Source organism: Kitasatospora sp. NA04385, from assembly GCF_013364235.1.
Taxonomy (GTDB): Bacteria; Actinomycetota; Actinomycetes; order Streptomycetales; family Streptomycetaceae; genus Kitasatospora.
In genome coordinates, this window is sequence record NZ_CP054919.1 from 4,715,962 (window position 1) to 4,738,796 (window position 22,835).

Genomic DNA, 22,835 nt, shown 5'->3' on the forward strand with positions numbered 1-22,835 from the left:
CACACGGTTGTGCCGAGTGGCGGAACGGAGCGCCCCCGGCAGCGTCAGTGAGGGAGCAAGCATGGCCACCCGTGCCGTCGTACGCGACAGGGCCGATCGGACTCGCACCGCCCGCCCGACCAACCTCGAAGCCGACCGTGACCTGGTCGGCATGTACCTCGACGAGATCGCCAGGACGCCCCTGCTCGATGCCGCGGAGGAGGTCGAGCTGTCCCTGCGGATCGAGGCGGGCGTCTTCGCCCAGCACCTGCTCGACGAGGAGGAGTCCCTCGACGGCGTCACCACCGAGGAGCTCCGGGCCATAGCGGACGACGCCGAGCGCGCCAAGGACGTCTTCATCCGGTCCAACCTGCGCCTGGTCGTCGCCGTCGCCCGCCGCTACCCGCGCAGCGGCCTCCCGCTGCTCGACCTGATCCAGGAGGGCAACGCCGGCCTGGTCCGGGCCGTGGAGAAGTTCGACTACTCCAAGGGCTTCAAGTTCTCCACCTACGCGACGTGGTGGATCCGCCAGGCGATCACCCGGTCCATCGCCGACCAGTCCCGCACCATCCGGCTGCCCGTCCACCTGGTCGAGGAGCTCGGCCGGATCCGCCGGGTGCAGCGCGAGAAGGCCAAGGAGCTGGGCCGCGAGCCGGAGCCCGCCGAGATCGCCGCCGAGCTGGACACCACCGAGCAGCGCGTCAAGGACGTCCTGGACTGGGCGAGGGACCCGGTCAGCCTCAACATGTCGGTCGACGACGAGGGCGAGACCCAGTTCGGAGACCTGGTGGAGGACACCGGCGCGGTCTCCCCGGAGGACGCGGTCATGGTGATGATGCGCCGCGAGGAGCTGGACGACCTGATCGGCCGCCTCGACGACCGCACCGCCTCCATCATCCGCAGCCGCTACGGCATGGAGGACGGCCGCGAGCGGACGCTCACCGAGGTCGGCAAGCAGCACGGCCTGACCCGCGAGCGGATCCGTCAGATCGAGAAGCACGCGCTGGCCGAACTGAAGAAGATCGCCGACCACGCAGGCTTCGAGGCGGCGTAGCGGGCGGGCCACCGGGGCCCGGGGCCGTCCTACAGTGGAGGCATGACCTCCCCGGACGCGCAGCAGCCCGAGCCCCGGACCGAACCCGGCCCCCGGCCCCGACTGGTCTTCAAGGACCCGTTCGACCAGCAGACCTCCGACGACACCGACCGCGGTTGGGGCGAACCGTCGGGGGAGCGGGGGCTGGACTGGTACCGCAGCCAGCGGCCCCCGCACCACGGGGAGAAGTGAGCTGATCAGCCCCGGCGCACCAGCGCGTCGCGGATCTCGGTGAGCAGTTCGACCTCCTTCAGTTCGGCGTCCAGGGCCTCCTCGTCCTCGGTCCTGCGCCTGCGCATGAAGTGGTTCATCGGCAGGATCAGCAGGAAGTACACGACGGCGGCGGTGATCAGGAAGCTGAGCGCGGCGCTGAGCACCGAGCCCCACAGGATGAAGATGCCCGAGGTGACGTTGCCGGCGGCGTCCACCTCGCACGGGCCCTTGAGGCAGGAGCTGTAGGCCGCGAGGTCCTTGGTGCCGAACAGGCCGACCAGCGGGTTGATCACGCCCTTGACGAACGCGTTGACGACGCTGGTGAAGGCCGCGCCGATGACGACGGCGACGGCCAGGTCCACCACGTTGCCGCGGAGCAGGAATTCCTTGAAGCCTTTCATGCCGCGTCGAACGGCGGACGCCCCCGGAGGTCACGGGTGAATCCGGCGTCACCGGGTTGACGCCGCAGGGCAGCCGGCCGCCCCGGCCGGGGCCCGGCCGGGCGGCGGCGGAGCCCCCCGCGGCGGCCCGGCGAGCAGCACGGCCGCCAGCGCCAGGCACCCCGCCGCGCACCGCCCGGGACGCCGCCGCAGCGCGCCCCGCAAGCGGTGGCGGCCGCGCGCCGCCCCCAGGATCGGTGGGAAATCGGGCACTTCGCGGCGCGGCGGCACCAGCACCGCGGGCAGCGGGGGCAACGGGGGCAGCACGGAGGAGGTCACGGCAGCGGGCCTTCCGACGGTTCTCCGCGGCCCCGGACGGGACCGCGACGGCCATCCTGCGTCCGCCCACTGGAGCCCGGCCGCGGATTTCCCCGGCCTGTGGACAACCCGCCCCTGTGGAAAACCCCCTTCACCCCCGGGAGTGAACCGCTGGGCCGTTCGGCCCCCGCTCCGTGACCGGGCCCCGCCCGCCGTCCGGAGGAACCCCCGTGACCTGCCCCGGAACAGCACGGAGCCCCCGCCCGGCGACGGCCGGACGGGGGCTCCGCGGGGAAGCGGGGGTCAGCTCGCGGTGGACGCGGAGCTGGAGGAGCTGCTGGAGCCGCCGGTCGAGGACGACGGGGTCGAGGACGCCGTCGAGGTCGAGGAGGACGGGGCCGCCGAGGAGGACGAGCCGCTCACCGAGCTGCTGGAGCTGGAGCGGCTGTCGGTGCGGTAGAAGCCGGAGCCCTTGAAGACCACGCCCACGGCCGAGAAGACCTTGCGGAGCTTCCCCTGGCAGTCGGGGCACGTGGTCAGCGCGTCGTCGCTGAACTTCTGCACCGCCTCGAGGCCGTTGCCGCACTCGGTGCACTGGTACTGGTACGTGGGCACTTTCCGCTTCCTCCTGCACTCCCCCTGGCACTCTCACGCTATGAGTGCTAACGACGGTCCATGATGCGGCATTCCGCTGGTGGAGTCCAGCGGCTCAGCCGCGCCGCGCGGCCGGAGCGGCCTCCGCCCGGACGCCGCCTCCCCGTGCCACGGTACGGGGCGCGGGCGCCGGAGCGAGCAGCAGGCGGCGCATCGTGACGAGCGCCACCAGGCCGAGGCCGGAGCCGGCCAGCGCGACGGTGAAGCCGAGCGAGGGCCCGGAGCGGTCGATCAACTGCCCGGCGGCGGTGGAGCCGAGGGCCAGGCCCAGGCCGATCGCGCCGGTCAGCCAGGTGAACGCCTCGGTCTTGGCGCCGTTCGCGACCAGGCCCTCGACCAGGGTGAAACCGGTGATCAGGGTGGGCGCGATGGCCAGGCCGCAGAACAGGCCGGCCACGGCCAGTGCGCCCAGGTTCGGCATCGCCCACAGGGCGGAGCAGCCGAGCACCAGCAGCGCGTAGCAGACCACCATCCGCTGCCGGGCGCTGCTGCGCCACGGCACGAGGCCGTAGAGCACGCCGGCCGCCATCGACCCGGCCGCGAAGACGCCGTACACCGGACCGCTGAGCCCGCCGGAGCCGGCGTCCTCGGCGAAGGCGGTGATCGAGACCTGCAGGGTGCCGAAGACGGTGCCCAGGCCGAGGAAGGCGCCGGCCAGCAGCCGCACCCCCGGGGAGGCCAGCGCGGAGGCCCGCCGGTCGCCGGGGGCGGCGGGGCCGGTGGGCACCGGCGCGGTGTCCCGGCGGGCGGCGAAGGCCAGGCCGCCGACCAGGGTGAGCGCGGCCTCGGCGGTGAGCCCGACGGACGGGTTGACCAGGGTGGCGATGCCGGTGGCCAGCATCGGGCCGATCACGAAGGTGAACTCGTCGGTGACCGACTCGAAGGCGAAGGCGGTGTTCATCAGGGCCGGCCGCTCCGCCAGCCGGTGCACCCAGCGGGAGCGGACCATCGCGCCGACCTGCGGCACGGCGGCGCCGGCCGGCGCCGCGGCCAGGAACAGCGTCCAGTCGGGGGCGCCGGCGTGGGCGAGCGCGATCAGCGCGGCGACCGCGCAGCCGTGCACCAGCACGGTGGGCACCAGCACGGCGGCCTGGCCGTGGCGGTCGGCGAGCCGTCCGGTCTGCGGGCCGACCAGGGCCTGGGCGACGGCGGAGGACGCGGCGACCGCGCCGGCCAGGCCGTAGGAGCCGGTGGTGTCGTGGACCAGCAGCACGATGCCCAGGCTGAGCATGGCGTACGGCAGCCGGGCGACCAGGGCGGGGAGCAGGAAGGTCCAGGCCCGGGGGGTGCGCAGCAGCGCGCCGTAGCCGGTGCCGTGGGAGCCGTGGGAGATGGTGTCGTCGACCGGTCGGCGCGCCGCCACGGTCGGTCCTCTCTGCTGCCTGGTAGCGCCGGGCGGCGCCGAGGGTCGTCCTCTTGCGCGCCGACCGGGGCCGGGGCGCCGACTCTGCATCAGGCAGATGTGGAAAATCAGGGTCGATTCAGAATGTACAAGCGTATATCAGGGCTTTCCGCCTTCGGTTCGGCGGTTCAGCCGGTCTTCTTCCTGGCCTTGGAAGGCGCGCGCCGGTTGTCGGCGGGCGGCGCCTCCGCGTTGTGCAGCCACCCGGCGAGCTTGCCGCCCCGGTCGACGGCGCGCAGCCGGCGCTCGGCGGCCCCGGAGACCTCGTCGGTGGTGACCACCAGCAGTTCGTCGCCCTCGCGCAGCACCGTCATCCGGTCCGGGACGAAGCTGGAGCCCTCGCGGACCACCAGGGTGACGGCGGCGCCCTTGGGCAGGCGCAGCTCGGAGACCTCGACGCCGGACATCCGGGAGCCGGGGGAGAGCTGGACGGACAGCAGGTGGCCGTGCAGCTTCTCCAGCGGCGCGGACTCGATGCCCAGGTCCTGGCCGATGTCGCCCTCGCCGATCTTCAGCCACCTGGCGACCAGCGGCAGGGTCGGGCCCTGGAGCAGGGTGAAGACCACCACCAGGATGAAGACCACGTTGAACAGCTGCTGGGCGTCGGTCGCGCCGGTCACCAGCGGGATGGTGGCGAGCACGATCGGCACCGCGCCGCGCAGCCCGGCCCAGGACAGCAGCGCCTGCTCCTGCCAGGGGATCCGGAACGGCGTCATGGTCAGCAGCACCGACAGCGGCCGGGCGACGAACACCAGCACCGCGCCGGCCACCAGCCCCGGCACCAGCGCGGAGCCCATGCTGGCGGGCGTCACCAGCAGGCCGAGCAGCACGAACATGCCGATCTGGCCGATCCAGGCCAGCCCGTCGGCGAAGCCGCGCACCGCGGGGCCGTGCGGCAGCTTGGAGTTCCCGAGGATCACCGAGGCGATGTACGCGGCGAGGAAGCCGGAGGCGTGCAGCAGCGCGCCGCCCGCGTAGGCGAGCACGATCAGCGCCAGCACCGCGATCGGGTACAGGCCGGAGGACGGCAGCGCGACCCGCCGCACCGCGTACGCGCCGAGCTTGCCCACCGCGCAGCCGACGGCCGCGCCGATCACCAGCTCGACGACGATGGTGCCGACCAGCACGTACCAGGGGTCGAGCTCGCCGGCCGTGGCGAAGGCGACCACCAGGATCACCACGGGTGCGTCGTTGAAGCCGGACTCCGCCTCCAGCAGGCCGGTCAGCCGCTTGGGCAGCGGCACCATCCGCAGCACCGAGAAGACCGCCGCGGCGTCGGTGGAGGAGACGATCGCGCCGAGCAGCAGCGCGGTGCGCCACTCCAGGCCGACCAGCCAGTGCGCGCCGGCGGCGGTGACGAACACCGAGACCGCGACGCCCAGGGTGGCCAGCACGGCGGCGGCCGGGACCACCGGCTTGATGGACCGCCAGCTGGTCTTGAGCCCGCCCTCGGCGAGGATGACCACCAGGGCCGCGTAGCCCATGACCTGGGTGAGTTCGGCGTTGTTGAAGCTTATGCCGATGCCGTTCTGGCCGAGGGCGACGCCGATGCCGAGGTAGATCAGCAGCGAGGGCAGCCCCGAGCGGGTGGAGATCCGCACCGCCCCCACGGCGAACAGCAGGATCACGGCGGACTCGAGCAGCAGGGCGTTCAGGTGGTCAACGGTCACGCAGGGGCACCTCGGGCAGGGAAGGGGCGGCTGACGGATCGTTACCCATCCTAACATTTTACTTGATCTTTACGCTAGTCCCTTCATTCGTCCCCGCCGGGTAGGGTCCTGCGGAGCCCTCGAACCGCCGCCGGTGTCCCCCGTGCACGGCCGCCGGGGGGCTCGCCCTAATGTGGTGACCTGTCACGGCCGCACGCTCCCTCATACAAGGACTCGGATGCCCCGCTCGAAGAAGTTCCGGCGCGCACGTCTGATCATGATCCTGCTCGCCGTGCTGCTGATCGCGGGTCTGGTAGGCGGCGGCTGGTGGGCGGTGGACACCGTTCGCTCCTCCTTCCCGCAGGTCAGCGGCACCGTCAAGGTGGCCGGCATGTCCGCGCCGGTGGACGTGGTCCGCGACGACAAGGGCATCCCGCAGCTGTACGCCGACACCGACGCCGACCTGTTCCGCGCCCAGGGCTACGTCCAGGCCCAGGACCGGTTCTGGGAGATGGACGTCCGCCGGCACATCACCTTCGGCCGGCTCTCCGAGATGTTCGGCTCCTCCTCGGTCGAGAACGACACCTTCCTGCGCACCATGGGCTGGCGCCAGGTCGCCCAGAAGGAGTGGGACACCGTCCTGTCCGAGGACACCAAGCGCAACCTGACCGCCTACACCGAGGGCGTCAACGCCTGGCTCGCCGAGCACCCCGGCGGGGCCGGCGCCTCGCTCGAGTACGCGCTGCTCGGCACGGTCAACTCCGGCTACCAGCCCGAGAAGTGGGACCCGGTCGACTCGGTCGCCTGGCTCAAGGCGATGGCCTGGAGCCTGTCCGGCAACATGCAGGAGGAGATCGACCGCTCGCTGCTCACCCAGGACTTCACCACCGAGCAGGTCGCGCAGCTCTACCCCGACTACCCGTACGACCGCAACGGGACGATCGTCAAGACCGGCAAGCTCTCCGCCGACGGCACCTACATCCCCGGCGAGGGCACCACGGTGCCCGCCGTGCCCGGCGGCGCCGCCCCCGCGGACAGCTCGCAGGCCCGGGCCGTGACCCAGGCCCTGATCAGCGGCGTCTCCGACCGGGTCGCCGCGCTCCCGCAGCTGCTCGGCCCGCAGGGCCAGGGCATCGGCTCCAACTCCTGGGTGGTGTCCGGCGCCAACACCACCACCGGCAAGCCGATGCTGGCCAACGACCCGCACCTCGGCCCCGGCATGCCGTCCATCTGGTACCAGATGGGCCTGCACTGCCGCACCGTCTCGCCGACCTGCGGCTACGACACCGCCGGCTACACCTTCGCCGGGATGCCCGGCGTGGTCATCGGCCACAACAAGGACGTCGCCTGGGGCTTCACCAACCTCGGCGCCGACGTCACCGACCTGTACCTGGAGAAGGTCACCGGCCCCGACACCTACCTCCTCGACGGCAAGGACGTGAAGTTCACCGTCCGCAAGGAGACCATCAAGGTGGCTGGCGGCGACGACCACACCATCACCGTCCGCACCACCCAGGACGGCATGCCGCTGATCTCCGACCAGTCCTCCGACGACCAGAAGGTCGGCCAGTACGCCCCCGCCGGCAACGCCGCCCCCGACCGGGCCGCCGGCTACGGCGTCGCCCTGCGCTGGACCGCGCTCGTCCCCGGCAAGACCATGGACGCCGTCTTCAAGCTCGACAAGGCCACCGACTTCGCCACCTTCCGGTCCGCCGCGCAGGACTTCGCCGTCCCCGCGCAGAACCTGATCTACGCCGACACCAAGGGCAACATCGGCTACCAGGCCCCCGGCCTGATCCCGGTCCGCGGCAAGGGCGACGGCCGCTACCCCGCCCCCGGCTGGGACTCCGCCTACGCCTGGAACGCCTCCTACCTGCCGTTCAAGTCGCTGCCCTACGCGTACAACCCGCCCGAGGGCTACATCGTCACGGCCAACCAGGCCGTCGTCGACGAGACCTACAAGCCGCTGCTCACCACCGACTGGGAGTACGGCACCCGCGCCAAGGAGATCGCCGACCAGATCCAGGACAAGCTGAAGAACGGCGGCAAGATCTCGCTGGACGACATGCAGTCCATCCAGCTCGACAACACCAGCGTGATGGCCAAGGAGCTCGTCCCGCTGCTGCTCAAGGTCAAGATCGACGACCCGTACGTGCGCGAGGCCCAGGACCTGCTCAAGGACTGGAACTACCACCAGGACGCCGACTCCGCCGCCGCCGCCTACTACAACGGCGTCTGGCGGGCCCTGCTCACCCTCGCCTTCGGCCAGAAGTTCCCGGCCGACCTCCGGGTCGAGGGCGACTGCCTGCTGGTGCGCCAGAAGCGCGACAACACCCTGCCCGACGACGCCCTCGGCGGCGCCGCGCAGGCCGTCACCGAGTGCGGCACCCGCAAGGCCTCGCAGGCCCAGCCGGACGGCGGCGACCGCTGGACGGAGGTCGTCCGCGAGCTGCTCAAGGACCCGAAGTCGCCCTGGTGGGAGTACATCGACTCCGACCACCAGCAGCAGCAGGGCCTCGACAACCTGCTCGCCGAGGCGCTCAAGGACGCCCGCCAGGACCTCACCTCGCGCCTCAGCAAGGACATCTCCACCTGGAGCTGGGGCCGCCTGCACCAGCTCACCCTGCAGGAGCCCACCCTCGGCAGCGACGACTCCTCGATCGCCTCCGGCCTGGTCCACAAGCTCCTCAACCGCGGCCCCTACAAGCTCTCCGGCGGCAGCGCCGCCGTCGACGCCACCGGCTGGAACGCCGCCGCCGGCTACGACGTCGACTGGATCCCCTCCATGCGGATGGTCGTCGACCTCAGCGACTTCGACTCCTCCCGCTGGATCAACGTCGGCGGCGCCTCCGGCCACGCCTTCCACACCAACTACAACGACCAGACCGAACTCTGGGCCTCCGGCCAGCTCCTGCCCTGGGCCTACACCAAGGACGCGGTCACCAAGGCCGGCAAGAACACCCTGACCCTGACCAACTGAGACCTCTAGCCCCCTCAGGGGCTCGGGGAACGGCGAGTCCGTGCTGCTGGCGGCCGGAGCCCATCGGAGTGTCCGTGCTGCTGCGTGCCGTAAACAGGAACCGGAAGCAGCTGCGCCGGGCGGCAGTGCACCGCCAGCAGCCCCGGGCCCGCCGTTCCCCGAGCCCCTGGAATCAGAAACGCGTCACGCCCTCCGGGGTCACCACCGCGTGCACCGGCAGGTCGTGCGGCTCGGCCGGCACGGCCCCGCACAGCTCGTGCGGGTACAGCAGCGTCGCCAGCAGCGGCTCCGCGCCGCCGCGGGCGAGGCGGGCCAGGACGCGGTCGTAGGAGCCGCCACCGCGGCCGAGGCGGACGCCGCGCCGGTCGACGGCCAGGCCGGGCAGCAGGACGACGTCCGCGGTGAGGACGGCGTCGGGGCCGAGCCGGGCCGCGGTGGGTTCGAGCAGGCCGCGGGCGGCGGGGGAGAGCCGGTCGTCGCCCTCGTACGGGGCCCAGTCCAGGTCGTTGTCGGGCAGCAGCACGGGCAGCAGCACCCGGACCCCGGCACCGGCGAGGGCGCGCAGCAGCGGACGGGTGCCGGGCTCCGCGCCGACCGAGACGTACGCGGCGACCGTCCCGCCCGGCGGCACCAGCGCGGCGGCGTGCCCGGCCAGGGCCTCCGCCGCGGCGGAGCGCTCCGGGCCGCCCAGCGCCCGCCGTTCGGCGAGCAGCCGTGACCTCAGCGCCGCCTTGTCGTTGGACAACCGATCCGCAGTCACCGTTCGATTCCTCTCAGCTCTGTCCCGTGCAGTGACACGAGCCTGACACGCCGAGGCCGCCGCATGTCCACCCCGCTCCTGCTCCAGGCCCTGGCCGCGCTCGGCGCGGCCGCCCCGGCCGCCGCCGGCGTCCTCGCGCTGCGCCGCCGCCGGTGCCGGGCCGAGGACGGCGCCCGCGAGGAGGAACTTCTGGCGAAGATCGCGGAACTGACGGAGGAACGGGACGAACTGGCGCGCACCGCCTCCTGCGACCCGCTGACCGGCGTGTGGAACTACCGCCACCTGCAGCTGACCCTGGACCGCGAGATCGAACGCGCCCGCCGGGCCGAGGCCACCGCGATCGACCCCCGCCCGCTGGCGGTGCTGCTGGTGGAGGTGGCCGGCTTCGACGCGGTGGTCGCCGAGCACGGCCGGGCCCGGGCCAACACCATGCTCCGGGACCTCGCCCAGCGCCTGGCGATGGAGATCCGCGGCTGCGACACCCTGGGCCGATACGGCGGGGAGGAGTTCCTGGCCCTGCTGCCGGACACCGGAGCGGAGGGCGCCGCGCAGGTCGCCGAGCGGCTGTGCTGGTCGGTGCGGCGGCACCGGCTGACGGACCGTCACCCGGGCGAGAGCGCCGATCCGGACGAGCGCAGCGGCCTGACCGCCTCGGTCGGCCTGGCGGTGCTGCCCCGGGACGGCGCCCACGCGGCGCTGCTGCTGCGGGCCGCCGACCGGGCACTGGCCGCCGCGCGAGCCGCCGGCGGGGACTGCTGGCGCTCCACCGAGCAGCTCCCGGCCGAGCTGACCGGTCCGAACGCCTCATCCGCGCCGGGTAAGGTGTCTTCCGGCCCCGGCGGGGCACCCCTCACCCCGCACGCGACCACCGTCGGACCGGGCCCGACAGGTGACAGGCCCTAACCATCGATTCACTCCGCTCTCAGCAGGGTGGAATGCCCGCCTTAGTAAGGTCGACGCATGACGAACAAGCACGCCCGCCAGCCGGTCACCAAGGCAGTCGTCCCGGCCGCCGGCCTCGGCACCAGGTTCCTCCCCGCCACCAAGGCCACGCCGAAGGAGATGCTGCCGGTCGTCGACAAGCCGGCCATCCAGTACGTGGTGGAGGAGGCTTCCGCCGCCGGCCTGTCCGACATACTGATGGTCACCGGTCGCAACAAGCGTGCTCTGGAAGACCACTTCGACCGCGCCTACGAGCTGGAGGAGCTGCTCAGCCGCAAGGGCGACCAGGAGCGGCTGCGCCGGGTGCAGGAGTCCGTGCAGCTCGCCAGCATGCACTACGTCCGCCAGGGCGACCCCAAGGGCCTGGGCCACGCCGTCTCGGTCGCCGAGCAGCACGTCGCCGGCCAGCCCTTCGCCGTCCTGCTGGGCGACGACCTGATCGACCCGCGCGACCCGCTGCTGTCCCGGATGATCGAGGTGCAGCAGGAACTCGGCGGCTCCGTCGTCGCGTTGATGGAGGTCGACCCGGCCCAGATCCACCTGTACGGCTGCGCGGCCGTGAAGGCCACCGACCTCGGCGGGGACGTCTTCCAGGTCACCGACCTGGTGGAGAAGCCCGACACCGCCGACGCCCCCTCCAACTACGCCGTCATCGGCCGCTACGTCCTCGACCCGGCGGTCTTCGACGTGCTGCGCGAGACCCCGCCCGGCCGCGGCGGCGAGATCCAGCTGACCGACGCGCTGCGCGAGTTGGCCGCCCGGGACGAGAGCACCGGCGGCCCGGTGCACGGCGTGCTGTTCACGGGCCGCCGCTACGACACCGGCGACCGGGCCGACTACCTGCGGGCGATCGTCCGGCTGGCCGCCGAGCGCGACGACCTCGGCCCCGAGTTCCGCAGCTGGCTGCGGCAGTTCGTCGCCACCGAGATGCAGGGCTGATCCACCACGAAGACGGGCACCGAAGGCGAGCGTGAGGCGATGACCGGGAAGCACGACCCCTGCTGCGAGGGAGCCGGCTCCCCGGCCTCACCGCGCCTGTGGACCGTCGACGAGCACCTCGCCGACGTCCTCGCCGCGGTCGCCCCGCTGCCGCCCATCGAACTGCAGCTGCTGGACGCCCAGGGCTGCCGGCTCGCCGAGGACGTGCGGGCCGACGACGACCTGCCGCCCTTCGACAACAGCTCGATGGACGGCTACGCGCTGCGCACCGCCGACACCGTGCGCGCCACCGAGCAGTACCCGTCGGTGCTGGCCGTGGTCGGCGACATCGCGGCCGGCGCCGCCGAGCTGCCCCGGGTCGGCCCCGGCCAGGCCGCCCGGATCATGACCGGCGCCCCCGTCCCGCCCGGCGCCGAGGCGGTCGCCCCGGTCGAGTGGACCGACGGCGGCAGCGGCACCGGCCAGGCCGCCGACGCGATGGGCGCGCCCGTCGCGGACGAGGAGGTCCGGGTGCTGCGCCCGGTCGCCGAGGGCGCGCACGTCCGCCGCCGGGGCAGCGACGTCACCGCCGGCGACACCGTGCTGGAGGCCGGCACCGTGCTCGGCCCCACCCAGCTCGGCCTGCTGGCCGCGATCGGCCGCGGCACCGTCCGGGTCGCGCCCCGCCCCCGGGTGGTCGTGCTGTCCACCGGCAGCGAGCTCGTCCAGCCCGGCGAGAGCGCCGGACCGGGCCGGATCCACGACTCCAACTCCTTCACCCTGACCGCCGCCGCGATCGCCGCCGGCGCCGTCGCCTTCCGGGTCGGCGGCGTCCCCGACGAGGCCGACACCCTGCGCGCCGTGCTGGAGGACCAGCTCGGCCGGGCCGACCTGATCGTCACCAGCGGCGGCGTCTCGGTCGGCGCGTACGACGTGGTCAAGGAGGTGTTCGCCGACTACGGCGGGGTGGACTTCCGCCGGTTGCGGATGCAGCCGGGCAAGCCGCAGGGCTTCGGCCGGATCGGCGCGGGCCCCGGCGTGCCGCTGCTCGCGCTGCCCGGCAACCCGGTCAGCGCGTACATCTCCTTCGAGCTGTTCGTCCGCCCGGTCATCCGCACCATGCTCGGCGCCCCCGACGTGCACCGCCCGGTGGTGCGGGCCGCGACCACCGCGGCGCTTCGCTCCCCGGCCGGGCGGCGGCAGTTCCTGCGCGGCCGGTACGACCCGGCGGCGGGCACCGTCTCCCCGGTGGGCGGCGAGGGATCGCACCTGGTCGGGGCGCTGGCCAAGGCCGACTGCCTGATCACCGTGCCCGAGGACGTCACCGCGCTGCCCGCGGGGAGCGCCGTCGATGTGGTCCTTCTCACGGACTGACCGGGCGGGGGTTGTACGGTAGCGCGAGATTCGCACCGTGCCACTGGAGCCCACTCGTGACCGACACACCCCCCGGCGACCGCCTCACCCACGTCGACCACACCGGCGCCGCCCGGATGGTCGACGTCTCCGAGAAGGCCGCCACCACCCGGGTCGCGGTGGCGGCCGGCCGCGTCCGGGTCGCCCCCCGGGTGGTGGAACTGCTGCGCGGCGAGGGCGTCCCCAAGGGCGACGCGCTCGCGGTGGCCCGGATCGCCGGGATCATGGGCGCCAAGCGGACGCCCGAGCTGATCCCGCTCTGCCACCCCATCGCGCTCACCGGCACCACCGTCGACCTGGCCGTCACCGACACCGCGGTCGAGATCACCGCCACCGTCCGCACCGCCGACCGCACCGGCGTCGAGATGGAGGCGCTGACCGCCGTCGCCACCGCCGCGCTCACCGTCATCGACATGGTCAAGGCGGTCGACAAGGCCGCCGCCATCGAGGACGTCCGGGTGCTCAGCAAGACCGGCGGCAAGAGCGGCGACTGGCACCGCGGGGAGGAAGCGTGAGGGCGCTCGCCGTCACCGTCTCCAACCGGGCCTCGGCCGGCGTGTACGAGGACCGCGGCGGCCCGCTGCTGGTCGCCGGTCTGCGCGGGATGGGCTTCGAGACCGACGGCCCGCTGGTCGTCCCGGACGGCGAGCCGGTCGAGGCGGCGCTGCGCGGGGCCGTCGCCGCCGGGTACGACGTGGTGCTGACCACCGGCGGCACCGGCATCTCCCCGCAGGACCTCACGCCCGAGATGACCGCCCGGGTGATCGACCGGCAGATCCCCGGCATCCCCGAGGCGATCCGCGCGCACGGCCGGGAGAAGGTGCCCACCGCGGCGCTCTCCCGCGGCCTGGCCGGCCTGGCCGGGCGCACCCTGGTGGTCAACCTGCCCGGCTCCACCGGCGGCGTCCGCGACGGCCTGGCCGTGCTCGCCCCGCTGCTGCCGCACGCCGTCGACCAGTTGGCAGGCGGCGACCATCCGCGACCCACCGATCCCTCCGGGAGCGCGCGCTGAACGCCGGCTGGCCCGTCGAACTGGCCGAGGGGGACGTCGTGCTGCGGCCCATCCGCCGCCGCGACCAGGCCGAGTGGCAGGAGGTCAGCCGCCGCAACCGGGACTGGCTGCGCCGCTGGGAGGCCACCGTGCCGCCCGTCCCGCCCGGCCGCTCCCCGCTGCCCCGGCCCACCTACCGGCAGATGGTCCGCTACCTGCGGGCCGAGGCCGCGGCCGGCCGAATGCTGCCCTTCGTGGTGCTCCACCAGGGCCGCCTGGTCGGCCAGTTGACGGTCGGCGGGATCACCTGGGGCTCGATGTGCTCGGCCAACGTCGGCTACTGGGTGGACGAGGCGGTCGCCGGGCGCGGCATCATGCCCACCGCCGTCGCGCTCGCCGTCGACCACTGCTTCCGCGACCTGGGCCTGCACCGGATCGAGGTGTGCATCCGCCCCGAGAACCGGCCCAGCCGCCGGGTGGTGGAGAAGCTCGGCTTCCGCGAGGAGGGGCTCCGCCCGCGCTACCTGCACATCGACGGCGACTGGCGCGACCACCTGGTGTACGCGCTGACCGCCGACGAGGCCGCCGACGGGCTGCTGCACCGCTGGCACGCGCTCAGGAACCGGCCGCCGCAGGAGAATTGAATACTTGTTCGAAATTGATATCGATATGGCATCGGGGTCGGGTCGAGCCGTCACAAATACCGGCAAAATAGTCTGAGAATCAGCTTGATCACACGACACGCCGCGCCAAATTGCTGCAGTGCCTTCGCCCGCGCCCGTACCGTGTGAAACGTGAGCAGTAGCGGCCTTATCTACGCGGTCATCGTAGGGGCCTGGGCTGCCTATCTGGTGCCGATGTGGCTCCGCAGGCAGGACGAGCTCAACGAGTCGCGTCCGACGGAACGCTTCAGTACCGCGATCCGCCTGCTGGCCGGTCGATCGGCCATGGAGCGGCGCGCGGCCCGGGCTCTCGGCGACCAGACCGCCGACGACCAGCAGCACCCCGCCGGGGACGACCCGGACGGGGCGTTCGCCGATTCCGCGGGCGGCCCGGCGGCCGACCGCGCCCCCGACCCGGCGGACGCGGCCACCCGGCCCACCGCCCGGGACGGCACCGGGCCCGCGGCCGGACCGGCGACCGGGTCCACCGCGGAGCCGACCGCCGCGGAGCCGACCGCCGCGCCGAAGCCCGCCGAGGCCCGGAGCGAGCGGGAGCGCGAGCGCGAACTCGACGACCGGCGCTCCGCCGAGCGGCGGGCCAGGCTGCTCGCCCGGCGGCGCCGGATGGTCACCATGCTGTTCCTCGCCTTCGCGCTGGGCGCCGTGGTCGCCGCGGTGGCCGGCTTCGCCTTCCTCTGGGTGCCCGCCGTCCCCGGCGTGCTGCTCACCCTCTACATCGGCCACCTGCGCCGGCTGGAGCGGCAGCGCTACGAGGTCAAGTTCGACCGGGCCAGGGCCGCGCAGGCCGCCGAGCGGCTGCGCGAACGGGAGCGCGAGCGGGCCGCCCGCCCGGCCGCCGAGCCGTCCGCCGCCCGCACCGCGCNCGGCACCGCCCCGGCCGCCCCCGCCGCGGACCCGAGCACCACCCGGGCGACCGTGCTGGCCGAGGCCACCGAGCACGAGGAGTGGGCCGACGGCGTCCGCGCCCGCGCCGCCGCCGGGCCGGACTCCTGGGAGCCCGTCCCCGTCCCGCTCCCCACCTACGTCACCGCCCCCGTGGCCCCCCGCACCACCCGGGGCCTCGACCTCTCGGCCCCCAACACCTGGGACTCCGGCCGCCCGGCGACCCCGCTCTTCGACCAGTACGGCGAACCGGCCCAGCCGGCCCAGCCCGCGGCCGACTGGAGCACCCGCCCCCGCGCCGCCAACGAGTGACCCGCTCCACCCGCCCGCCCCGGCCGCAACGCCCCACCTGCGCCGGGGCGTTCGCGTCCCCCGGCACCCCGCGGCCCGGGCGTGCCGATCATGGTCACGAGTACCCCGGCAGAGGTGATAGAGTTCTTTCTTGTTGGGGCTGTGGCGCAGTCCGGTAGCGCACCTCGTTCGCATCGAGGGGGTCAGGGGTTCGAATCCCCTCAGCTCCACCAACAGAAATCCCGCCCGGGAGACCGGGCGGGATTTCTCGCATTCCGGGGGCATTCGCGCCGGGGCGGGTCGCCGCGCGATTACCGCCTCACCGGCCCGCAGGTCGCCGAACTCCTCGCGGTGGCCCGGGCGATCCCGGGCGGCGTGATCACCGGCCAGGCCGAACTGCTGGACGGCCTGCGGGCGTCCGACGGACCGCCCCGCTCCTGACGCCGGGCCCCGCAGCACCCCGGACGGACGCCCGGCCCATGGACTCGTCGAAACAACGGCTTGCGCAATTCGTACGGCCGGACGGCTGCGGCCGGGCCCGCCCGCTCCTCCCGCTCAGTCCGCGGGGCGGCACAGGCCGTGCTCCCAGGCCCAGGCGGCGACCGCGACCCGGTTGCGGACGCCGAGCTTCTGCTGCACCGCCGCCAGGTGGTTCTTGACGGTGCCCGGGGCGAGGAACAGCTCGGCGGCGATCTCCGCGTTGGTCCGGCCCCGGGCGGCCAGCCGGACCACCTCGGTCTCCCGGTCCGTCAGCGGGTGCGCCGCCGGGCCGACCGGAGGGCGGGCCAGCTCGCGCAGCAACCGGACGGTCACCTGCGGGCTGATCAGGGTGTCGCCCGCCGTCGCCGCCCGCACCGCCTCCACCAGCAGGGCCGGGCCCGATCGCTTCAGCAGGAACCCGGACGCGCCGCCGCGCAGCGCCGCGTGCACGTACTCGTCCAGGTCGAACACCGTCACCACGACCACCCGGATCGGGGCCGGCCCCGGCTCGGCGGTCAGCCGCCTGGTCAGCTCCAGGCCGTCCAGCCGGGGCATCCGGACGTCGGCGAGCACCACGTCCGGCCGCAGGTGCCGGGCCAGTTCCAGGGCGGTCGCGCCGTCGGCGGCCTCGCCGACCACGGTGATGTCGGGCTGGGCGTCCAGGATCATCCGGAACGCGCTGCGGATGCTCTCCTGGTCGTCCGCCAGCAGGACCCGGATCACCGCGCGCCGCCCGGCAGTTCGGCGGTCAGCAGCCAGCCGCCGTCCCGGTCCGGCCCCGCCGACAGGGTGCCGCCGAGCGCCGCCACCCGCTCCGCCAGGCCCGCCAGCCCGATCCCGCCCCGGCGGCCGCCGGACGGCCGGGCCCGGCCGCCGGGGCGGCCGTTGCCCACCCGCACCAACAGCGGCGACGGGCCCTCGACACGGACCGTCACCGGTGCGTCCGGGGCGTGCCGGCGGACGTTGGTGAGCGCCTCCACCACTACCCGGTACGCCGTCGCCGACAGCTCCCGGGGCACCCGGCCGGGCAGCTCCCGGTCCACCTCCAGGTGCACCGGCGCACCGTTCGCCGATCCGAACCTGGCCACCAGGGACGGCAGTTCCTCCAGACCGGGGGCGGCCGGCGGGGCCTGTTCGCGGAGCATCCGCACCGTCCGGTCCATCGAGGCCAGCGCCCGCAGGCCCGCCTCCTCGATCCGCCGCAGCGCCGCCACCGCGACCGCCGGGTCCGACTCCCCGAGGTAGCCGCCCGCCTGCGCCTGCGCCAGCATCTCGCTGACCTCGTGCGCCACGAAGTCGTGCAGGTCCGCGGCCAGTTCGAGGCGCTGGCGGCGGCGCGCCTCCCGAGCCTCCCGGGCCCGCCGCCCGTCCAGCGACCGCAGCCAGCAGCCGCCCGCCGCGGCCGCCCCCGCCGCCAGCGACCAGAACGCGCAGCCGCCCGCCGTCGTCCCGCCCATCCCCGGCGACCAGCTGCGCAGCACCCACAGGGCAGCCGCCAGGCCCGCGGCGGCCACCGCGGGCACCGCCCGGCGCGGCGGCGCGAACCGGGCCGTCGGCACGACCAGCGCCACCAGCAGCAGTGCCTCCAGGGTGCCGACCGTCCCCGCCGGCGGGCCGCCCGCGCCGTCCGGGTGCAGGGCCGTCACCGCCAGCGAGCACGCCGCCGCCGCACCGGTCGCACCGGGCAGCGCCGCCCGTGACCGGGGCCACCGGACGAGCACGGCCAGGGCCGCGCACCCGGCGGCGGCAGCGGGAAGCAGAACGAACAGCACGCACCAGACCCTACGCGGCAGTTGACGCCCGGCGCCCCTGCCGAACGGCACCCCCGCGGCCCGCCGCGCCGCCCGCCGCCTGCCGAACGGCACCTGCCCGCACCCCGCCCCGCCGCAGCAGGCTCGACCCATGCGAACCACCACGTACGTCCCCGGCACCCCCCGCTGGGCCCGGATCGCCGCCCACGCCGTCCCGCTGGCGGTGCTGCCCTCCGGCCTGTGGCGACTGCTGATGACCGCCGGAGCGGCCGGGGTCGACCATTCCGCCGACCCCGGCCACCGCTCCACGCTCGCCGACTACGCGTACGTGCTGGCACTCTCGCTGGTCAGCGAGGGCCTGGCGCTGCTCACCCTCGGGCTGGTCAAGCCCTGGGGCGAGCGGGTGCCCCGCCGGGTTCCGCTGCTGGGCGGGCGCCGCGTCCCGGTCCGGGCCGCGGTCCTGCCCGCCGCGACCGGCGTCGTCCTGCTGACCCTGATCGCCGCCTGGTACGTCCTCGACCCGCTGCTGTTCCACGTCCACTTCACCCCCAGCGTCGGCGACAAGGGCACCCCCGACTCCCACCTGGAGGTCAGCGGTTGGTCCCGGGTGCTGTTCGCGGCCTGCTACCTCCCGCTGCTGCTGTGGCCCCCGCTGCTCGCCGCCGTCACCCTCGCCTACCACCGCCGCCGGACGGCCGGGCCGACCGCGCCGGGGACGGTCCGACGGCTCAGCCGGCGGGCTTGAACCCGATTCCCGTGCCGCCGACGACCACCTTTCGAACGGGCGTCCTGGGCGGGCCGTTCCACCGGCGGCGCGTCCCCGGCCCGGCCGGGGAGCAGGTGGACGCCCTCCACCGGGCCGGAGCCGTTTTCGCCATCCGGACGGGGTCAGGGGTGCAGGACGGTCAGCAGGACGGTGGTGGCGTCGCCGTCCGGGGACGCGACGGCGGTGCCGGCGGGGGAGGGGCCGAAGGTCAGCACCCGGTGGGGGACGTCGGCGGGGAAGGTCCAGTCGACCCGGTCGCGGCGGCGCAGCTCCGCGGTGTCCCGCAGGGCGGCCTCCGGGTCGGTGCCGGCCTCGGTGGCGCGCAGGGCCGACAGGTAGTCGGCGGCCGTCCCGGCCGGGACGGTGAAGCGCAGGAAGAGGACGTCCGGGCCGGAGACCGAGTCGTCGTCGCTGTAGTACCGCACCCCGCCCGCCCCCGCGGGCAGCGTCACGCCGTAGTAGCGCAGCAGGGTGGCCAGGTTGCGGGGCCCGCCCAGGTTGGCGCAGTCGTACTGGCGGTACGCGCGGGCGTCGTGCGGGTGCATCGGCCAGCAGTCGCCCCACGCCTCGCGGGCACCGGCCACGCCGCCGCCCAGGGCGAACAGCACGACCAGGACCCAGATCAACGGCCTGCGGTGCCAGGCGCGGACAGCGGACATCCCTACCCCCCGGTGCTCCGCCCCTCGGGACGGTGTGTTCCCGGGATCATAGACGGCTCGAACACCGGGCCCGCCGCCGTCGGCCGCTACCCGCGCAGCAGCAGCCGCAGCCGGGGCGCCAGCAGCGGCCGCAGCGGCCGGGCGACCGGCCGGGTGCACAGCAGCAGGGCCAGCGCCGCCGCACCGGCGGTCAGCACCGCCTGCCCGGCCGCGGTCGGCAGGAAGCCCCGCCCGTACCAGCCCGCGTGCACCAGCGCCTCCTGGAGGAACGGGTGCACCAGGAACGCCGCCATGCTCGCCGCGCCGAGCGCGGCCCACCGCCCGGAGCGGTCGGCCCGCACCGGCACCAGCGCCAGGAACACCGCGCCCAGCAGCGCCCCCGCCAGGTTGATCCCCAGCGACACCAGCAGCCAGCGCGGGTAGCCGGCGTGCAGCCCGGCCGCGCTCGAACTCCGGTAGAACCAGGCCGCGTCCAGCCGCGGCACCAGCCAGTACGCGGCGAGCGCGGCCGCCCCGAACACCGCCGGCGCGGCCGCCCGCAGCCGCCGGTCGCCGCGCAGCGCGAGCACCCGGCGGCGGTCCAGGGTCAGCCCGGCGACGAAGAACGGCAGCAGTTGCAGCGTCCGCCCGATCGACAGCTGCGGCGTCAGCGGCAGCGCCCCCGCCAGCAGCGAGACGGCCGCGGCGGTGGTGAGCGGCGCGCGCAGCCGGTGCCAGAGCGGGGCGCTCAGCCGCCACAGGAACAGCGACAGCAGGAACCAGGTCACCCAGACCGGGGTCAGCAGGTCGAGCGCGAACGTCCCGCCGTCCAGCCAGGCGGTGTAGGCCCCCAGCAGGGTGGTCCACAGCAGGTAGGGCGCCAGGACGCCGCCCAGCAGCCGGCCGAGCTGGTCCGGGCGGGCGGCGAAGGACCGGGAGAACCAGCCGGAGACGAACACGAACACCGGCATGTGGAACGCGTACACCAGCAGGTACCCGGCGTGCAGCACCCGGTGCCCCGGCGCCCGCACCAGCGGCTCCCAGAAGTGCCCGCACACCACCAGCACCATCGCCAGCAGCTTCACGTGGTCGAAGAACGGCTCGCGTCCCCCGCCCCCCGCGCCGCCCGCGGCGTCCTCGGTCTGCGGTCGGGTGACCGGGGGTTCGGCGAGCACGGGCTCTCCTCCTCGGGGCGGATCCGTTCGGACGGACCGCCATTCTCGCCGCCGGGCGCCGGTCCGCCGAGTGCTCCCCCGGGGTGCGGTGGCGGCACGCGCGGGGTTCACCCGTACGAGTGGATTGTGGAATCCGAGTGGCCCAGCGGGGTACCGGTGACCGCGGGCCCCCGGGCTCGTTAGGCAGCGCGCCGATCTCCGTCGACGCACACCAAGTCGTACACCAAGACGCAGACCAAGACGCACAAGGGGCGGGACCCAGTGGCTCAGCCGTTCGAACTGCCGGACTTCTACGTGCCGTACCCGGCCCGGATCAACCCGCACTACGAGGAGGCCCGGGTCCACACCAAGGACTGGGCGCGCGGCTTCGGCATGCTGGAGGGCTCGGGCGTCTGGGAGGAGCACGACCTCGACTCGCACGACTACGCGCTGCTCTGCTCCTACACCCACCCGGACTGCGACAGCGAGGCGCTGAACCTCGTCACGGACTGGTACACCTGGGTCTTCTTCTTCGACGACCACTTCCTGGAGACCTTCAAGCGCACCCTCGACCGCGAGGGCGGCAAGGCCTACCTGGACCGGCTGCCCGCGTTCATGCCGATGGACCTCGCGGACGGCTACCCCGAGGCCACCAACCCGGTCGAGGCCGGCCTGGCCGACCTGTGGCAGCGCACCGTCCCGCACATGTCGGCCGACTGGCGGGCCAGGTTCGCCGAGTCGACCAGGAACCTGCTGAACGAGTCGCTCTGGGAGCTGTCGAACATCAACGAGGGCCGGGTCGCCAACCCGGTCGAGTACATCGAGATGCGCCGCAAGGTCGGCGGCGCCCCCTGGTCCGCCGGGCTGGTGGAGTACGCGGCCGGCGCCGAGGTGCCCGAGGCGGTGGCGCACTCCCGCCCGCTGCGCGTCCTGCGGGACGCCTTCTCGGACGGCGTGCACCTGCGCAACGACCTGTTCTCGTACGAGCGCGAGATCGGCGAGGAGGGCGAACTCTCCAACGGCGTCCTGGTGCTGGAGACCTTCCTCGGCTGCTCCACCCAGCAGGCCGCGGACGCCGTCAACGACCTGCTCACCTCCCGGCTCCAGCAGTTCGAGAACACCGCGCTCACCGAACTCGCCCCGCTGGTGGTCGAGCACGCGCTCGACCCGGGGGAGGTCGCCCGGGTCCTGGCCTACGTCAAGGGCCTGCAGGACTGGCAGTCCGGCGGCCACGAGTGGCACCTGCGCTCCAGCCGGTACATGAACGGCGGCGGCGCGGCCGCCCCCGCGCTCGGCCCCCGGGGCCTGGGCACCTCCGCCGCCGACCTCCGGCTCGCGGCGGGCGTCCGCGGCCTGCGCAGCTTCGTCCACGCCCCGTACCGCAAGGTCGGTTCCGTGCCGTCGCCCGTCCTCCCGATGCCGTACCCCCTCTCGCTCAGCCCGCACCTGGACGGCTCCCGGGAGTACGTGGTCCGCTGGGCCCGCGAGTTCGGCCTGCTCGACCCGGAGCCCGGCGTCCCCGCGTCCGACGTCTGGGACGAGCGCAAGCTCCGCGACTACGACTTCGCGCTGTGCGCCGCGGGCATCGACCCCGACGCCACCCCCGCCGAGCTCGACCTCTCCTCCGCCTGGCTGACCTGGGGCACCTACGCCGACGACTACTACCCCGCCGTCTTCGGCCGCCCCCGGGACCTGACCGGCGCGAAGGCCGCCAACGAGCGGCTGCACGCGCTGATGACGCTGGACGGCAGCCTGCCGTTCGAGCCGCGCAACGCCCTGGAGGCGGGCCTCGCCGACCTCTGGCGGCGCACCACCGCCCCGTTCGACCGGGGCGCCCGGGCCGCGTTCCGCAAGGCCGTCGGCGACATGCTCGACAGCTGGCTCTGGGAGCTCGCCAACACCGCCCAGAACCGCATCCCCGACCCGGTCGACTACATCGAGATGCGCCGGGCCACCTTCGGCTCCGACCTGACGATGGGCCTGGCCCGGATCGGCCGCGGCGGGGTGCTCCCCGAGGAGGTCTACGCGAGCGGCACCCTGCGGGCGATCGAGAACTCCGCCGCGGACTACGGCTGCCTGGTCAACGACCTGCACTCGTACCGCAAGGAGGTCGAGTTCGAGGGCGAGTTCCACAACCTGGTCCGGGTGGTGGAGAACTTCTTCTCCTGCGAGCGCGCCGTCGCCGTCGACATCGTGACCGACCTGGCGGTCTCCCGGCTCAGCCAGTTCGCGCACGTGGTCGAGGGCGAACTCCCGCTCCTCAAGCAGGACTTCGCCATCGAGGGAGAGGCCGAGCAGGCCCTCGACGGGTACGTCCGCGAGCTGGAGGACTGGATGGCCGCCGTCCTCAACTGGCACCAGCGGTGCGTCCGGTATACGGACGGCGCGCTGCGGCGGCACTTCGCCCCGAGCACCGCCGTCCCGGCCGAACTGGGCACGTCGGCGATGCGGATCCTGGAGACCATCGGCCGCTGAGACACCGACCGCTGAGACACCGA

The 22,835-nt window shown here is 74.2% G+C and carries 21 protein-coding genes and 1 tRNA gene; 13 read left to right on the forward strand and 9 right to left on the reverse strand.

The window, feature by feature from the left end; translation table 11 throughout:
• The first annotated feature begins 61 nt into the window (after window positions 1-61).
• A complete protein-coding gene (locus HUT16_RS21135) occupies window positions 62-1,033 on the forward strand; it encodes an RNA polymerase sigma factor RpoD/SigA (protein ID WP_176189682.1) in 972 nt (323 codons plus the stop codon).
• 42 nt (window positions 1,034-1,075) lie between these two features.
• On the forward strand, window positions 1,076-1,264 hold the full coding sequence (locus tag HUT16_RS21140) for a hypothetical protein (RefSeq protein WP_176189683.1): 189 nt from the start codon (window positions 1,076-1,078) through the stop codon (window positions 1,262-1,264).
• Window positions 1,265-1,269: 5 nt separating this feature from the next.
• Here the strand turns inward: HUT16_RS21140 and mscL are convergent, their stop codons facing one another.
• The 4 genes from mscL to HUT16_RS21160 all read right to left on the reverse strand — a co-directional run bounded on the left by mscL (window position 1,270) and on the right by HUT16_RS21160 (window position 5,709).
• Window positions 1,270-1,686 (reverse strand): large conductance mechanosensitive channel protein MscL, encoded by a 417-nt coding sequence (gene mscL, locus HUT16_RS21145; RefSeq protein ID WP_176189684.1) that lies wholly within the window; start codon window positions 1,684-1,686, stop codon window positions 1,270-1,272.
• Between the two features lie 600 nt (window positions 1,687-2,286).
• A complete protein-coding gene (locus tag HUT16_RS21150; protein ID WP_176189685.1) occupies window positions 2,287-2,598 on the reverse strand; it encodes an FmdB family zinc ribbon protein in 312 nt (103 codons plus the stop codon).
• Between the two features lie 94 nt (window positions 2,599-2,692).
• Window positions 2,693-4,000 carry an MFS transporter gene (locus tag HUT16_RS21155; RefSeq protein ID WP_176189686.1) on the reverse strand — a complete coding sequence of 436 codons (1,308 nt, stop codon included), beginning with the start codon at window positions 3,998-4,000 and terminating at the stop codon, window positions 2,693-2,695.
• 167 nt (window positions 4,001-4,167) lie between these two features.
• Window positions 4,168-5,709: a potassium/proton antiporter gene (locus HUT16_RS21160; RefSeq protein WP_176189687.1), complete on the reverse strand. Its 1,542-nt coding sequence runs from the start codon at window positions 5,707-5,709 to the stop codon at window positions 4,168-4,170.
• A 217-nt stretch (window positions 5,710-5,926) separates the two neighbouring features.
• Between HUT16_RS21160 and HUT16_RS21165 the strand changes: the two genes are divergently transcribed.
• Complete coding sequence (locus HUT16_RS21165; protein WP_176189688.1) at window positions 5,927-8,668, forward strand: penicillin acylase family protein; 2,742 nt, start codon at window positions 5,927-5,929, stop codon at window positions 8,666-8,668.
• Between the two features lie 172 nt (window positions 8,669-8,840).
• Here HUT16_RS21165 and HUT16_RS21170 read toward each other — a convergent pair whose 3' ends face one another.
• Complete coding sequence (locus HUT16_RS21170; RefSeq protein WP_254897916.1) at window positions 8,841-9,428, reverse strand: 5-formyltetrahydrofolate cyclo-ligase; 588 nt, start codon at window positions 9,426-9,428, stop codon at window positions 8,841-8,843.
• Window positions 9,429-9,491: 63 nt separating this feature from the next.
• Between HUT16_RS21170 and HUT16_RS21175 the strand changes: the two genes are divergently transcribed.
• The 8 genes from HUT16_RS21175 (at window position 9,492) to HUT16_RS21210 (ending at window position 15,781) form a co-directional block, all read left to right on the forward strand.
• Complete coding sequence (locus tag HUT16_RS21175) at window positions 9,492-10,331, forward strand: GGDEF domain-containing protein (RefSeq protein WP_176189689.1); 840 nt, start codon at window positions 9,492-9,494, stop codon at window positions 10,329-10,331.
• 57 nt (window positions 10,332-10,388) lie between these two features.
• On the forward strand, window positions 10,389-11,309 hold the full coding sequence (gene galU / locus HUT16_RS21180) for a UTP--glucose-1-phosphate uridylyltransferase GalU (protein WP_176189690.1): 921 nt from the start codon (window positions 10,389-10,391) through the stop codon (window positions 11,307-11,309).
• A gap of 39 nt (window positions 11,310-11,348) precedes the next feature.
• Window positions 11,349-12,662 (forward strand): gephyrin-like molybdotransferase Glp, encoded by a 1,314-nt coding sequence (gene glp / locus HUT16_RS21185; protein WP_176189691.1) that lies wholly within the window; start codon window positions 11,349-11,351, stop codon window positions 12,660-12,662.
• 116 nt (window positions 12,663-12,778) lie between these two features.
• On the forward strand, window positions 12,779-13,216 hold the full coding sequence (gene moaC / locus HUT16_RS21190; RefSeq protein WP_254898337.1) for a cyclic pyranopterin monophosphate synthase MoaC: 438 nt from the start codon (window positions 12,779-12,781) through the stop codon (window positions 13,214-13,216).
• The gene (locus tag HUT16_RS21195; protein ID WP_176189693.1) at window positions 13,213-13,713 is read left to right on the forward strand and encodes a molybdenum cofactor biosynthesis protein B; all 501 of its coding nucleotides are present in this window, start codon (window positions 13,213-13,215) and stop codon (window positions 13,711-13,713) included. The genes moaC and HUT16_RS21195 overlap by 4 nt, the downstream gene beginning before the upstream one ends.
• Window positions 13,710-14,336 carry a GNAT family N-acetyltransferase gene (locus HUT16_RS21200; RefSeq protein ID WP_176192785.1) on the forward strand — a complete coding sequence of 209 codons (627 nt, stop codon included), beginning with the start codon at window positions 13,710-13,712 and terminating at the stop codon, window positions 14,334-14,336. Before HUT16_RS21195 ends, HUT16_RS21200 begins: the two co-directional genes overlap by 4 nt.
• Window positions 14,337-14,486: 150 nt before the next feature.
• Window positions 14,487-15,569: a gephyrin-like molybdotransferase receptor GlpR gene (gene glpR / locus HUT16_RS21205; protein WP_176189694.1), complete on the forward strand. Its 1,083-nt coding sequence runs from the start codon at window positions 14,487-14,489 to the stop codon at window positions 15,567-15,569.
• A gap of 135 nt (window positions 15,570-15,704) precedes the next feature.
• Window positions 15,705-15,781 (forward strand) — tRNA-Ala (locus tag HUT16_RS21210).
• A gap of 322 nt (window positions 15,782-16,103) precedes the next feature.
• Here the strand turns inward: HUT16_RS21210 and HUT16_RS21215 are convergent.
• Both HUT16_RS21215 and HUT16_RS21220 read right to left on the reverse strand, forming a co-directional pair.
• Entirely contained in the window at window positions 16,104-16,751 is a 648-nt protein-coding gene (locus HUT16_RS21215; protein WP_303392086.1) for a response regulator transcription factor, read from the reverse strand.
• Complete coding sequence (locus tag HUT16_RS21220) at window positions 16,748-17,800, reverse strand: sensor histidine kinase (protein WP_176189695.1); 1,053 nt, start codon at window positions 17,798-17,800, stop codon at window positions 16,748-16,750. Before HUT16_RS21220 ends, HUT16_RS21215 begins: the two co-directional genes overlap by 4 nt.
• 130 nt (window positions 17,801-17,930) lie before the next feature.
• On the opposite strand from HUT16_RS21220, the gene HUT16_RS21225 reads away from it, so the two are divergent.
• Complete coding sequence (locus HUT16_RS21225; protein WP_176189696.1) at window positions 17,931-18,524, forward strand: hypothetical protein; 594 nt, start codon at window positions 17,931-17,933, stop codon at window positions 18,522-18,524.
• A gap of 143 nt (window positions 18,525-18,667) precedes the next feature.
• Here HUT16_RS21225 and HUT16_RS21230 read toward each other — a convergent pair whose 3' ends face one another.
• Together HUT16_RS21230 and HUT16_RS21235 are read right to left on the reverse strand one after the other, a co-directional pair.
• Window positions 18,668-19,204, reverse strand: a complete 537-nt coding sequence (locus tag HUT16_RS21230; protein ID WP_176189697.1) for a hypothetical protein — start codon at window positions 19,202-19,204, stop codon at window positions 18,668-18,670.
• 86 nt (window positions 19,205-19,290) lie between these two features.
• Window positions 19,291-20,358: an acyltransferase family protein gene (locus HUT16_RS21235; RefSeq protein WP_176189698.1), complete on the reverse strand. Its 1,068-nt coding sequence runs from the start codon at window positions 20,356-20,358 to the stop codon at window positions 19,291-19,293.
• A gap of 261 nt (window positions 20,359-20,619) precedes the next feature.
• Between HUT16_RS21235 and HUT16_RS21240 the strand changes: the two genes are divergently transcribed.
• Complete coding sequence (locus tag HUT16_RS21240; protein ID WP_176189699.1) at window positions 20,620-22,812, forward strand: terpene synthase family protein; 2,193 nt, start codon at window positions 20,620-20,622, stop codon at window positions 22,810-22,812.
• Window positions 22,813-22,835: the final 23 nt, after the last annotated feature.

Coding starts and splice junctions, on each gene's coding strand:
- HUT16_RS21135 (WP_176189682.1), top strand. CDS start 62: ATGGCCACCCGTGCCGTCGTACGCGACAGGGCCGATCGGACTCGCACC.
- HUT16_RS21140 (WP_176189683.1), top strand. CDS start 1,076: ATGACCTCCCCGGACGCGCAGCAGCCCGAGCCCCGGACCGAACCCGGC.
- mscL (WP_176189684.1), bottom strand. CDS start 1,686: ATGAAAGGCTTCAAGGAATTCCTGCTCCGCGGCAACGTGGTGGACCTG.
- HUT16_RS21165 (WP_176189688.1), top strand. CDS start 5,927: ATGCCCCGCTCGAAGAAGTTCCGGCGCGCACGTCTGATCATGATCCTG.
- HUT16_RS21175 (WP_176189689.1), top strand. CDS start 9,492: ATGTCCACCCCGCTCCTGCTCCAGGCCCTGGCCGCGCTCGGCGCGGCC.
- galU (WP_176189690.1), top strand. CDS start 10,389: ATGACGAACAAGCACGCCCGCCAGCCGGTCACCAAGGCAGTCGTCCCG.
- glp (WP_176189691.1), top strand. CDS start 11,349: ATGACCGGGAAGCACGACCCCTGCTGCGAGGGAGCCGGCTCCCCGGCC.
- moaC (WP_254898337.1), top strand. CDS start 12,779: ATGGTCGACGTCTCCGAGAAGGCCGCCACCACCCGGGTCGCGGTGGCG.
- HUT16_RS21225 (WP_176189696.1), top strand. CDS start 17,931: ATGCGAACCACCACGTACGTCCCCGGCACCCCCCGCTGGGCCCGGATC.
- HUT16_RS21230 (WP_176189697.1), bottom strand. CDS start 19,204: ATGTCCGCTGTCCGCGCCTGGCACCGCAGGCCGTTGATCTGGGTCCTG.